We start from the raw sequence: 12,431 nt of genomic DNA on the forward strand, positions 1-12,431 counted from the left end.
GACGCGCCTCCGGCGCTCCTCAGGGACCACCCTTCGAGACGCGCCTCCGGCGCTCCTCAGGGAACGGGGTCAGACGACCTCGGGGCGCTTCTGGGCGGCGGGGTGGGCCGGCTCGTGCTCGCCGTTCCAGACGCTGATGATGCCCCACGCGGTCGCGGCGATCGGCACGGCGAGCACCGCGCCGACGATGCCGCCGATGATCGACCCGGCCGCCAGGGCGAGCAGGATGATCAGCGGGTGCAGCTTGAGCGAGTGGCCCATGATCTGCGGCTGCAGCAGGTGGCTCTCCAGCTGGTTCACGAACACGACGATGGCGATCACGATCAGCGCCGCGAGCGGCCCGTTGGCGACCAGCGCCACGAGGGCGGCCAGCACGCCGGCGACGGTGGCGCCGACGATCGGGATGAACGCGGTGATGAAGACGATGACCGATAGCGGCAGCGCCAGCGGCACGCCGACGATCGCGAGCCCGATGCCGATGCCCACCGCATCCGCTGCCGCCACGGTCGCCGTGCCGCGCACGTAGCCGCCGAGCACCGACACGGTCTTGTCGCCGACCCGGCGCGCCCGCTCGTAGTTCTCGCCCTCGAAGGGGCGCAGCAGGAACTCCCAGATCTTGGGGCCGTCCTTCATGAAGAAGAACAGCGTCACGATGGTGAGGAACAGCCCGGTGACGCCCTCGGCCGCCGCCCCCACCCCGGCGAGGGCGCCGCGGCCGAACTGGGCGCTGGTGAGGAAGTCCAGGAGCGACTGCTGCAGGTCCTTCAGGTTCTGCTGCGTGACCAGGTTGCCGGGCAGGTGGTTCAGGTAGGTCTGCAGAGCGCCGATGCCGTCGGTGGCCGAGGAGACCAGGTCGTCCCACTGGCTGCGCACGGCCCACACGATGAGGGTGGTCAGCCCGCCGATGATGACGAGGACCGAGAGCAGCGCGATCCAGGTCGCGAGCATCGACGGCATGCCGTGCCGGCGCATCCAGTGCAGCAGCGGGTGGATCGCGCACGAGAGGATCAGCGCGAGGGTGACGGGGATGAAGACCAGGCTGACCTGGGTGACCACGAAGACGAGGGCCGAGGCGACGACGAGCACGGCGATGATCTGCACGCACCGGGTCGCGATCCGGCCGAAGCCGTCACCCCACTGCGCCGCGGCCCGCTCCCCTGCGGCTCGCAGCAGCGCGCTGTTCGACTCGGGCTGCCCGGCGACCTGGGCTCTCCTGCGCATCAGTGCCATGCGCAAGAGAGTACCCAGCTCGCCGGGTGCCGGTCAGGAGGCCGCGTGCGGATCGGTGGAGTTGAGCGTCTGCACGACCTGGTCGTAGTCGCCGCGCACCTCACCGAAGCGCAGGAACTTGACTCGCTCGACGAGGATCTCGTGCGCGTCGGGCTGCGTCTCGATGAGGTGCATCACCTCGTCGACGAACGCGTCCAGCGGCACGGCAACGGGGCTGCGGGACTGGCCGGGCAGCAGCTCGGTGGCGACGGCCGGCGGCACCAGCTCCATCACCTTCACGCTCGTGTCGGCGAGCTGCAGGCGGACCGACTCGCTGAGCATGTGGATCGCCGCCTTGGTCGCGTTGTAGCTCGGCGTGACGCGCAGCGGCGCGTGCGCGAGACCCGAGGACACCGTGACGATGGTCGCGTCGGGCTGCCCCTGCAGCTGCTCGATGAACGCCGCGATGAGGCGGATCGGCCCGAGCAGGTTGGTCGTGACGACCTGCTCGGCGTCGTCGAGGAACCCGTCAGGGCGGTGCCAGTCCTCGATGCGCATGATGCCGGCCATGGCGACGAGCACATTGAGCGACGGATGCTTCGCGATCACCTCCGCGGAGGCGGAGGCGATGCTGGCGGCATCCGTCGTGTCGATGCGCACCGTGTCGAAGCCGTGCTCGCGTGCGAGCTGCTCGAGCACCTCGGTGCGGCGCCCGCCGACGATGACCGTGTTGCCCTTGTCTTTCAGACGCAGCGCGAGGGCGAGGCCGATGCCGCTCGTCGCGCCGGGGATGAAGATGGTGTTTCCGCTGATCTGCATGACTCCAGGGTGCACCGATGGCGTTCTCCGGCGCGCCCTGGCGATGTTCTATAGTGCAGCCATGCGCGAAGAGCAGCTGCGGTACTCCGAGCTTCCGGGTCGGATCAAGAACGAGGAGACGCGGCGCCGCAAAGCGCAGAAGATCCTCTCGGTCGTGAAGCACGCCCTCGGTCGCGACGACCTCGACGGCATCTCGGCGCTCGACGTCGGCTGTTCGACGGGCATCCTCGCCGACTCGCTCGCCGACGCGGGAGCCCAGGCGCACGGGGTCGACATCGACGAGCCGGGGGTGCAGCGCGCAGCGCAGCGCTTCGGCCACCACGTGGACTTCCAGGTCGCCTCCGGGGATGCGCTGCCCTACGACGACGAGAGCATGGACCTCGTCACCTTCAACCACATCTACGAGCACGTCGTCTCGCCCGAGGCCGTGGTCGCCCAGATCCGCCGCGTGCTCAAGCCCAGCGGCATCGCCTACTTCGGTTTCGGGCAGCGGCTCGTCGTGATCGAGCCGCACTACAAGCTCCCGTTCCTGTCCTGGCTGCCGCAGAAGGCGGCCGACCTGTATATGCAGGCGACGGGCAAGGGCGACAACTACTACGAGCAGTTCCGGTTCCGCGGCGAACTGCGCAAGCTGGTCAAGGACTTCGACGTCTGGGACTACACCTTCCCGGTGCTCGTCGAGCCGGAGGCGTTCGCCAACGACGACCTCGCGCCCGGCTGGGCGCGACACGCGTCGAAGGAGGTGCTCACGGCGCTGCTGCCGCTCATCCCGACCTACATCTGGGTCGGTTTCAAGACGCCCCGGCAGCCGTCCGGCCCGCCGCTGCGCATCCCGCCGCAGCCGCTGTCGCGCCGCCCCGTCCGCTGAGGCCGCGGCAGGCGCCGGGCCGCGGCGCGTAATCGGCCCGTTATCTCGCCTCGCTAGGGTGACGGCAGTGTCCGTCTCCCGCCCGAGGTAACGATTCGCCGATGATCGCCGTCCGCCGCATCCGCGCACATGCGGCGCTGTTCGGCGCGATCCTCGGAGTCGCGGCGCTGCTCGCCGGTCTCGGCACGGGGCTCGTCGGCGGGTTCTCCTCGGCCGCGCTCGACGGCGCCCGCAGCGGCATCGCCCAGCTGGCCGGGGCGCCCTCCCGCCTCGTCTTCGATGCGCCCGAGGGGGCGGATGCAGCGGCGCAGGACGCGCGGGCGCGGTCGATCATCGCCCGCGAGCTGGCCGGCGTGCCCGTCACGGTGGCCCTGTCGCGGCGCGACGGCGACCTGCTGTGGACCGTGACGGCGAGGTCGGGGCGGCTCGTGCCCGCCGATCTCGCCACGCTGGCCGGCTCCGGCACGCGCATCCTCGACGCCCTGCTCGCCGACCGGGTCGTCGGGGCGCAGGGCGTGGAGAAGTCGGGCGGCCTGGCCACGCAGGCGCGCCTGCTGAACGCTCGGATCACCCCGCTCGCGGCGATCGAGCCGGTGCCGCTGCTGCTGGTGGCCGCGATCGGCGTGGTGACCGTCGCCGAACTCGCCCGCCTGCTCGACGGGGTGCGGCGGCGGGAGACGGCGCTGCTGCGCTCCCGCGGCGCCTCCGCCGCCCGCGTCGGGGCGGGCACCGCGGCCGAGCTCGCCGTCATCGCCGGCGTCGGCGCACCGGCCGGGGCGGCGCTTGCCACGGCGGTGCTGCTCGGGCTCGGCGCGCATCCGCTCGGGCTCGCGCCGCTCGCGTCGATCGTGCTGGCCGTCGTGGCGGTGACGGTGGCCCTCGGCGCCGGCATCGCGTACGGCACGGCGCGCACCACGTTCCGGCGCGAGAGCGCCGACGACTCGGGCCGCGCCCGCCGCCTGGCCGGCCCCGGGCTGCTGGTCGTGCTCACCGCCGCGGCCGCCGTCGCGCTGTGGCGGTTCCTGCAGTTCGGGTCGCCGCTGTCGCCGACCCGCACCGGCAGCGCCGTGGATCCGATCGCCGTGCTCGCACCCGCGCTCGTGCTCGCCGACGTCGCCGTGCTCGGCGTCGCCGCGTTCCCGCTGGTGGTCGGGCTGGTCGAGCGGCGCGCCGAGCGGGGCGCGCGCCTCGGCGCGGTGCTGGTGGCGCGGCAGCTCGCCCGCCGGGTGCGGCTCGTCGCCTCGCCGCTCGTGCTCGTGGCCCTCGCCGTCGGCGGGCTCGTGCTGGCGGGCAGCTACGGGCCGACGTGGCGCACGGTCTCCACGCGCACGGACCAGCTGCACGCGGGCGCGGACCTGGTCGTGACGGGCACGGATGCCGCGGGCATCCGTCGCCTCGCCGCGCTGAAGGGCGTCGACGCGGCCGCCCCGGTCGTGACCACCTCGTGGACCGACAGCGACGACGAGGAGGTGCCGCTGACGGCGGTGCCGGCGCCGCAGCTCGCGCGCACCGTCTCGGACGCGGACGGGGCGGTCGCCCCGGCGGCGCTCGCGAGCGCGCTCGGCGGGCGTGCAGTCGGCATCGCCCTGCCCGACGGCGGCGCGGCCCTGCGGGTGACCGGCACGTGGAGCGGGCCGACGCCGACACTCACCGCCACGGTGCTCGACGCCGACGGCGACGTCGAAAGCGTGCCGCTCGCCCGCTCCGGCCACGACTTCACGGCCGCGCTGCCGGACGGCTCGGGCCGCGCCCTGATCGCGCTCGACGTGCGCATGGCGGCGTCGGCGGCCGAGCTCTCCGTGGGGCTGCCGCAGCCCGAGATGGGCTTCACGGTCGACGGCATCGCCGTGGGCGCACACACCCTCGACCTCGGCTCGGGGTGGACGGCGCGCAACGTGCTGGCCGGCGGCGACCCGTCGGCGGCTTCCGTGCACGGCGCCGGCTTCGTCGGAAGCGGCTCAGTCGACGCGCTCGACGTCAGGCTCTCCCCCGCCGGACGTCCGGTGCCGCTCGCCCTGTCGCGGCAGGCCGCCGCGCGGCTCGGGGTGAAGGTCGGCCAGACCGTGAGCGTGGGCCTCGACGCCGGCGGGCAGCTCGACGGCAGGGTCGCGGCCGTGCTCGACGAGCTGCCGGGGGCGAGCGGCGATGTTGCGGCCCTCGCCGACCTGCGGGCTGTGCAGGCGCAGCGCGTGCAGTCGGGCGGGCCGGCGCTCACGGCGACGCGGGCGTGGGTGGGCACGGATGCTCCCGCGGCGGTCGCCGCGCGCATCCGTGCCGCCCTGCCTGCCGCCCAGGTGACCGGCCCCGACGTGGATGCCGGGCGCGGCGTGCTGCGGATCGCCCCCGCCGCGCTCTGGGTCGGCGCCGCGGGCAGCGCGCTGCTCGCCCTGATCGCGCTCGCCGCGGTGGCCGGCGAGCTGCTGCGGTTGCGCGGCGACGAGGTCGGGGTGCTGCGCGCGCTCGGACTGGAGCCGCGGAGCGTCGCCCGGCTGCGCCGCGCGGAGCTCGTGGCGGTGGTCGCAGCGGCCCTCGTCGTGGGCGCCGCCGGCGGCGCCCTCGCGGCCGGGCTGACGGTCGTCGACCTGGCCCGGGCAGCGGTGACGGACGCGTTCGCGTACGTGCCGGTCGTGCTGCGCGCCGACCCGGTCTGGCTCGCCGCGGCGGGCCTCGCGGTGGCGGCGGCGACCGCAGTCGTCATCGGGCTCTACGGCGCCCGCGTCGCCCGGCAGGCGCGCACCCTCGTCGTGCGGGAGGCGGCGCGATGACCCGGCGCTCCCATGTGGGCGGCATGCGGCTGCTCGTGCGCTCGGTCGCCGCAGACGTGTCGATCTCGGTGCTCGTCGCCGTGCTCACGCTCGTGCTGGCCTGCGCGGCGGGGCTCGTGCCGCGCGCCCTCGACACGCTGCGCGCCGACGAGGTGCGGTATGCCGCCGATTCGCTCTCGGCGCCGCAGCGGGACGTGACCTCGGCGACCTCGCTGCCGACCGGCGCGGCGCTGCCCGAGTTCTCCGAGCTCGGCGACACCCTGGCGAGCACGCGCCGGCAGGCGGCACCGGCGCTGCGCGCGCTGCTCGGCGACCCCCACACCGTGATGCGCAGCGAGTTCGTGCCGGCAGACCCGCCGGCGCGGCTCACCGACCCGCCCGGTCAGCTGCAGGTCGAGTTCGCGGCCGACCCCGACTACCGCGACCACATCAAGCTGCGCAGCGGGAAGCTCCCGAAGGCGTGGACGGTGCCGAGCGAGGCGGCCGACGCGCAGAGCTATGTGCTCGACCTCAGCAAGGACGCTCCTGTCGACTTCGTGCTCTCCGAGGCCACCGCGCGCACGATGCACCTTCAGGTCGGCGACGTGCTGACCGTGTCGAACGACGGCCTGACGCTGCGCGTGCGGGTGAGCGGCCTGTTCGACCCGGTCGACGCCTCCGGAGATTACTGGGCCAACACGCCGACGGTGACCGTCGCCAACCACTACGACAACGGCGACGACATCAACAGGTATACCGGCACCGGCTTCGTCGACCCGGCGACGGTCCGCGCGCTGGAGGCGGTGCACCTCGGCATCGGCATCACCATGTGGTTCCCCGTGGCGGCCGCCGCGGTCACGCCGCAGCGCGCGGAGGGCATCGTCGACGGCATCCGTGCCCTCGCCGCGGCGCAGATCAAGCTGCCCGACTCGGTCGGCTACCAGCTGCGCTCGCCCGTCAGCAGCGAGCTCGACGACGCGCTGACGGCGAGCCTCGCCCGCATCGGCACGGCCGAGTCGCTGCTGGCGCTGCTGGCCTCCGGGCCGCTCGGGGTGGTGATCGCGGTGTTCGCGCTCGGGGTGCGGGCCGTCGTCGACAGGCGCTCGGCCGCGTACACGCTCGCCGCCGCGCGGGGTGCGAGCGGGCGGCAGCTGCGCGCAGCGGCCGCCCTGGAGGGGCTCGCCACGGGGCTGCCGGCCGCCGTGTTGGGCGCCGTCGCCGCGGCCCTGCTGCTGCCCGCTGGCGGCGGCGCCGCGGCCTGGCTCGCGCCGCTCGCCGCAGGTCTCGTGCCCGCCGCGCTGTTCGCCCTGCTCGGCGCGCATCGCGGGTTCCGCACCACGCGCGGCGACCTCTCCGCGCTCGGGCGGGGCCGGGGCCGGCTGATCGTCGAGGCGGTCGTCGTGGGACTCGCCGTCGTCGCCGCGCTGCTGCTGGTGCGCCGCGGACCGATCGCCCAGGCCGGTCTCGACCCGCTGCTGGCGCTCACCCCCCTGCTGCTCGCGCTCGCCGTCAGCGTGCTCGTGCTGCGCCTGCTGCCCGTCGTGTTGCGCGTCGCGCACACCGCCGCCCGACGCAGCCGCGGCCTGATCGGATTCCTCGGCAGCGCCCGCGCGGTGCGCGACCCGGCGCTCGGCGTCTCCGCCGCCCTCGCCGTCGTGGTCGGGGTGTGCGTCGCCGTGTTCTCCTCCGGGGTGCTCGCCACCATCGACGCCGGCACGCAGCACGCGGCGCTCAGCGAGCTCGGCGCGGATGTGGTCGCCACCGGCGCGGTGTTCGACGCCCCGGCCCGCAGCGCCGTCGCCCGGACGAGCGGCGTCACGCACGTGGCCGCGATCGGGCCCGCCGACGCCACGAGCCTCGGAGTTCCAAACGGCCAGAGCGACGGCATCACCGCCCTGCTCGCCGACACCGACGCGCTGCACGCCGTTCGGCAGGCGGTCCCGGGCGGCCTCGGCCGCCGCGTCGACGGGGAGATCCCGGTCGTGATCTCGCACGACCTCGTGCAGGCGCATCCGATCGGCAGCGACGGCCACCTCGGCGTCGTCGACGTGCGCATCGTCGGCGAGGCGCCGAACGACTCCCGGCTCGGCCCCGACGGCAGCTGGGTGCTCGCCGACGCGGCCTTCGCGAAGGAGCTCGCCTCCACCGGCTTCCAGCCGGACCGGCTGCTGATCACGACGAACAGCGTGACGGATGCCACGGCCGCGGCCGCCGCCGTGAAGAAGGCCCAGCCGGCGGCGGTCGTCAGGGATGCGGCATCCGTCGTCACAGCCGCGCACGCCGCACCCGCGAACGGCGGCCTGCTCACCGGCACGCTCGCCGCGGCCGCCGCGGGCGCCCTGCTGGCGGCGATCGCCGTGTTCGCGGGCTCGGCCGCCGCCTCCGCGTCGCGGAACCGCACCGTCGCCATGCTGCGCACCATGGGCCTCGCGCCGCGCGGCGCGCTCGGCCTGGTCGCCTGGGAGCTCGTGCCCATCGTGTGCGCGGCGACGGCGGTCGGCGCCGCGCTCGGGCTCGCGCTGCCGCGGCTCGTCACCGCGACCACCGATCTCACGCCGTTCACCGGCGGCACGGGCCCGGTCGCGGTGCACACCGACTGGGGCCGCGCAGGCCTCATCGTCCTGGGATTCCTCGCGGTGACGGGCGTCGCGACGCTCGTGGCCGTGCTGCTCGCCCGCCGGGCCGACCCGGCGCGCACGGTCAAGATGGGAGCGGAATGAGCGACATCGCCATCCAGTGCCGCGATCTCGTGCGGATCTTCGCCGCCGAAGGGGTCGAGGTGCAGGCCCTGCAGGGCCTCACCCTCACCGTCGAGCGCGGCGAGCTCACCGCGATCGTCGGCGCGTCGGGCTCGGGCAAGTCCACACTGCTGAACATCCTGTCGGGGCTCGACGTGCCGACAGCCGGGCAGGCGCACGTGGCCGGCCACGACCTGCTCGCGATGCGCGAGCGCGACCGGGTCGCCTACCGGCGGCACACGGTCGGATTCGTGTGGCAGCAGACCGCCCGCAACCTGATCCCCTACCTCACGGCCACCGAGAACATCGCGCTCACCCTCGCCGTCGCCGGCGTGCCCCGACGGAACCGCCGCGCCCGGGCACAGGAACTGCTCGAGCTGCTCGACATCGGCGAGCTCGCCGACCGGCTGCCCGTGCAGCTGTCGGGCGGCCAGCAGCAGCGCGTCGCGATCGCGGTCGCGCTCGCCAACGAACCCGAGGTGCTGCTCGCCGACGAGCCGACCGGCGAGCTCGACGAGGCCAACTCGGCGCTCGTGCTCGAGGCGATGCGCGGGGTCAACGAGCGGCTCGGGGTGACGGTGCTGATCGTCACGCACGACCCCGGGGTGTCCGAGCACGTGCGCCGCACGGTGCAGATCCGCGACGGCCGCACCTCCACCGAGACGCTGCGGCGCACCGAGCTGACGGATGCCGGCGAGGAGCAGCACGTCGCCGAGGAGTTCGCCGTGCTCGACCGGGTCGGCCGGCTGCAGCTGCCGCCCGACTACGTCGCCGCACTCGAGCTGCGCGAGCGGGTGCGGCTCTCCCTCGAACCCGACCGGGTCGAGGTGCGGAAGGGAGACGACGAGTGACCGCGATCCTCACCGCGCACGAGCTGGTGCGCAGCTACGGCAGCGGAGCGACGCAGGTGCACGCCGTCTCCGGCGTGTCGCTCGAGCTCTCCCCCGGCGAACTGGTGCTGCTGCGCGGGCCGTCCGGCAGCGGCAAGACGACCCTGCTCAACCTGCTCGGCGGCCTGGACCGGCCGACCTCCGGCACGGTCGTGCTCGACGGGGTCGAGCTGTCGTCGGCGAGCGAGGACGAGCTGGCGGCCGTGCGCCGGCGCGACATCGGCTTCGTGTTCCAGTCCTTCGCGCTGCTGCCCGTGCTGTCGGCGGCCGAGAACGTCGAGGTGCCGCTGCGCATCCTGCGCACCCCCGTGCCCGAGCGCACCGCGCGCGTGGCCGAGCTGCTGGCCGCCGTCGGGCTCGCGGACCACGCCAACCAGCGCCCCTACGAGCTGTCCGGCGGCCAGCAGCAGCGCGTCGGCATCGCCCGGGCGCTCGCGGCCCGGCCGCGGCTGCTCATCGCCGACGAGCCGACGGGGCAGCTCGACTCGCACACGGCGGCGCAGATGATGGCGCTGATCGCCGAGCTCGTGCACGAGCACGGGGTGGCCGCGATCGTCTCCACCCACGACCCGCGCATGGCCGAGCACGCCGACCGGGTGCTGCAGCTGCGCGAGGGCGCCCTCGCCTCCGGGCGGCATGCGGCGTAGCGGCTCCGGCGTGAGATGGCCCGGCCTCGCCCGGGTACCGAGACCCGCGTATCCGTTTCGAAGGAACGCCGAAGGACGTGAGGTCATGACTCTTCCCCCGCAGCAGCAGGACGTGCCGGGCACCGAGCAGGCGCTGAACCCGAAGGCCGATCACGGCGAAGAGAGCTACCGCGGCTCGGGCCGGCTGACCGGCAAGAAAGCCGTCATCACCGGCGCCGACAGCGGCATCGGCAAGGCCGTCGCCATCGCGTACGCCCGCGAGGGCGCCGACGTGCTGATCTCCTATCTCGAGGAGCACGAGGACGCGCGCGACACCGAGAAGTGGGTGACGGATGCGGGCCGGAAGGCGGTGCTCGTGCCCGGTGACGTCGCCGACCCGGCGCACTGCCGGAAGATCATCGACACGGCGGTCAGCGAGCTCGGCGGCATCGACATCCTGGTCAACAACGCCGCCTTCCAGATGACGCACGAGGATCTCACCGAGATCAGCGACGAGGAGTGGGACCGCACCATCGCCACCAACCTGAGCGCGTTCTTCCACCTGGTGAAGGCGGCGCTGCCGCACCTCAAGCCCGGCGCGTCGATCATCGGCTCCTCCTCGGTGAACTCCGACGCCCCCTCGCCCACCCTGCTGCCGTACGCGGCGACGAAGGCGGCGATCGCGAACATGACCGCCTCGCTCGCGCAGCTGCTCGGTGAGAAGGGGATCCGCGCCAACAGCGTCGCGCCCGGGCCGGTCTGGACGCCGCTGATCCCCTCGACGATGCCCGCCGAGCACGTCAAGGAGTTCGGCGGCAACACACCGCTCGGCCGCCCCGGCCAGCCCGCCGAGCTCGCGCCGGTGTACGTGCTGCTCGCCTCCGACGAGGCCAGCTACATCTCCGGCGCGCGCGTCGCGGTGACCGGAGGCCGCCCGATCCTATGACGGCCGACCCGCCCGGCCTCGTCTACGGAGTGGACGTCACCCGGTTCCGGGATTCGGACGGCGACGGCATCGGCGACCTGCGCGGCCTCATCGACCGGCTCGACCATCTCGCCGAGCTCGGCGTGAGCTGGCTGTGGCTGCTGCCGATCTACCCGAGCGCGCGCCGCGACAACGGCTACGACGTCGACGACCATCAGGCCATCGACCCCCGGCTCGGCACCTTCGCCGAGTTCGACGAGCTGGTGCGAGGGTGCCATGCGCGAGGCATCCGTGTGCTCATGGATCTCGTCGTGCACCACACCTCGGACCGCCATCCGTGGTTCCTGGCCGCCCGCGAGGATCGCGGCTCGCGGCTCGGGCGGTTCTACGTCTGGGCCGACGAGCCGGTGCAGGACCCCGACGACCGGAACGTCTTCCCCGGCGAGGAGGACGGCGTGTGGCACTGGGACGAGAAGGCGCACGCCTACTACCACCACCAGTTCTACGCGTTCCAGCCCGACCTGAACTTCGCCAACCCCGACGTGGTCGAGGCGGTCACCGGCATCGCCCGGTTCTGGCGCGAGCGCGGCGTCGACGGGTTCCGCATCGACGCGGCCGTACCCGCCGTGCGCGGCAAGACCGTGCCCGGCACGCAGGCCGACGCGGTCGAGGTGTACCGGCGGCTGCGCGCGGGACTCGGCGACGACGTGTTCCTCGTCGCGGAGGCGGACGTGCCGCCCGCCGAGGTCGGCCCGCTGCTCGGGCCGGACCGGATGGACGCGATCCTCGACTTCACCCTCAACAACCACCTGTTCCTCGCCTTCGCGCGCGGCGAGGCCGCTCCCCTGCGCGAGGCGCTCGCGAGCCTCGACGCCCACGTGCCGCCGGTCGCGCGGGTCAACTTCGTGCGCAACGTCGACGAGCTCGACCTCGAGCAGTTGGACGACGACGAGCGGCGCGAGGTGTTCGACGCGTTCGCGCCCGACGAGCGGATGCTGCTCTACGGCCGCGGGCTGCGCCGCGGGTGGGCGCCGCTGCTGGCCCCGCGGCCGCGCTACCGCATGTCGCTCAGCCTGCTGATGGCGCTGCCGGGTCTGCCGCTGCTGATGCAGGGCCAGGAGCTCGGCGTGGGCGACGATCTCGGCGCGCCCGACCGGTCCGCGTGCCGGCCGGTGATGCAGTGGGCGGATGCCCCGGGCGCCGGCTTCTCCGACGACCCGCACTCCCCGCTGATCCTGCCGGCGCAGCTCGACGGGCCGTTCGACGTCGCGCACGTGAACGCCGCCGAGCAGGCGGCCGACCCGGACTCGAACCTGGCGCTCGCCCGCCGGCTCGCCCGGCTGCGGGCCGAACGGTGCGGAGACGTGCTCGCCGCCCGGGCGTGGGCCGTGCCGGGCGCGCCGGGCGTCGTCGCCCTGGGCGCGGGCGGCACCACGACGCTGCACAACCTCAGCGACGTGCCGCAGCAGGTGCCGGAGGCCGCCGGCCGCATGCTGCTCGGCGAAGGGTGGGACGGCGGAACCCTGGCCCCGTACGGCTTCGCCTGGCTCGCCGCGGAGTGACGGCGGGCGGCGCGTCGGCGACCGGCACCCGCGGCCCGGCCGGGCCGTCG

Annotated in this window: 9 protein-coding genes; 7 read left to right on the forward strand and 2 right to left on the reverse strand. The window is 74.3% G+C overall.

From position 1 onward, the window contains the following. Positions 1–69 precede the first annotated feature (69 nt). Both H563_RS0103245 and H563_RS0103250 read right to left on the reverse strand, forming a co-directional pair. Entirely contained in the window at positions 70–1,230 is a 1,161-nt protein-coding gene (locus H563_RS0103245) for an AI-2E family transporter (protein ID WP_022881180.1), read from the reverse strand. Between the two features lie 33 nt (positions 1,231–1,263). Then, the gene (locus H563_RS0103250; protein ID WP_022881181.1) at positions 1,264–2,028 is read right to left on the reverse strand and encodes an SDR family oxidoreductase; all 765 of its coding nucleotides are present in this window, start codon (positions 2,026–2,028) and stop codon (positions 1,264–1,266) included. A 61-nt stretch (positions 2,029–2,089) separates the two neighbouring features. Between H563_RS0103250 and H563_RS0103255 the strand changes: the two genes are divergently transcribed. From H563_RS0103255 to H563_RS14730, 7 genes are all read left to right on the forward strand, one after another. Then, positions 2,090–2,896, forward strand: coding sequence for a class I SAM-dependent methyltransferase (locus tag H563_RS0103255; RefSeq protein ID WP_022881182.1), 807 nt, complete (start codon positions 2,090–2,092; stop codon positions 2,894–2,896). Between the two features lie 101 nt (positions 2,897–2,997). Beyond that, positions 2,998–5,661, forward strand: coding sequence for an FtsX-like permease family protein (locus H563_RS0103260; RefSeq protein ID WP_022881183.1), 2,664 nt, complete (start codon positions 2,998–3,000; stop codon positions 5,659–5,661). Continuing rightward, complete coding sequence (locus tag H563_RS0103265; RefSeq protein WP_155864976.1) at positions 5,658–8,360, forward strand: FtsX-like permease family protein; 2,703 nt, start codon at positions 5,658–5,660, stop codon at positions 8,358–8,360. Before H563_RS0103260 ends, H563_RS0103265 begins: the two co-directional genes overlap by 4 nt. After that, the gene (locus H563_RS0103270; RefSeq protein ID WP_022881185.1) at positions 8,357–9,229 is read left to right on the forward strand and encodes an ABC transporter ATP-binding protein; all 873 of its coding nucleotides are present in this window, start codon (positions 8,357–8,359) and stop codon (positions 9,227–9,229) included. Before H563_RS0103265 ends, H563_RS0103270 begins: the two co-directional genes overlap by 4 nt. After that, on the forward strand, positions 9,226–9,915 hold the full coding sequence (locus H563_RS0103275) for an ABC transporter ATP-binding protein (RefSeq protein WP_022881186.1): 690 nt from the start codon (positions 9,226–9,228) through the stop codon (positions 9,913–9,915). The genes H563_RS0103270 and H563_RS0103275 overlap by 4 nt, the downstream gene beginning before the upstream one ends. Before the next feature lie 85 nt (positions 9,916–10,000). After that, the gene (locus tag H563_RS0103280; RefSeq protein WP_022881187.1) at positions 10,001–10,840 is read left to right on the forward strand and encodes an SDR family oxidoreductase; all 840 of its coding nucleotides are present in this window, start codon (positions 10,001–10,003) and stop codon (positions 10,838–10,840) included. Then, a complete protein-coding gene (locus tag H563_RS14730; protein ID WP_022881188.1) occupies positions 10,837–12,381 on the forward strand; it encodes an alpha-amylase family glycosyl hydrolase in 1,545 nt (514 codons plus the stop codon). Before H563_RS0103280 ends, H563_RS14730 begins: the two co-directional genes overlap by 4 nt. Positions 12,382–12,431 lie beyond the last annotated feature (50 nt).

Source organism: Gryllotalpicola ginsengisoli DSM 22003 (genome assembly GCF_000419445.1).
Lineage (GTDB): Bacteria > Actinomycetota > Actinomycetes > Actinomycetales > Microbacteriaceae > Gryllotalpicola > Gryllotalpicola ginsengisoli.

Excerpts from the sequence above, each read along its gene's own strand:
- H563_RS0103270 (WP_022881185.1), top strand. The coding sequence starts at position 8,357 with ATGAGCGACATCGCCATCCAGTGCCGCGATCTCGTGCGGATCTTCGCC.
- H563_RS0103260 (WP_022881183.1), top strand. The coding sequence starts at position 2,998 with ATGATCGCCGTCCGCCGCATCCGCGCACATGCGGCGCTGTTCGGCGCG.
- H563_RS0103250 (WP_022881181.1), bottom strand. The coding sequence starts at position 2,028 with ATGCAGATCAGCGGAAACACCATCTTCATCCCCGGCGCGACGAGCGGC.
- H563_RS0103280 (WP_022881187.1), top strand. The coding sequence starts at position 10,001 with ATGACTCTTCCCCCGCAGCAGCAGGACGTGCCGGGCACCGAGCAGGCG.
- H563_RS0103255 (WP_022881182.1), top strand. The coding sequence starts at position 2,090 with ATGCGCGAAGAGCAGCTGCGGTACTCCGAGCTTCCGGGTCGGATCAAG.
- H563_RS14730 (WP_022881188.1), top strand. The coding sequence starts at position 10,837 with ATGACGGCCGACCCGCCCGGCCTCGTCTACGGAGTGGACGTCACCCGG.
- H563_RS0103265 (WP_155864976.1), top strand. The coding sequence starts at position 5,658 with ATGACCCGGCGCTCCCATGTGGGCGGCATGCGGCTGCTCGTGCGCTCG.
- H563_RS0103245 (WP_022881180.1), bottom strand. The coding sequence starts at position 1,230 with ATGGCACTGATGCGCAGGAGAGCCCAGGTCGCCGGGCAGCCCGAGTCG.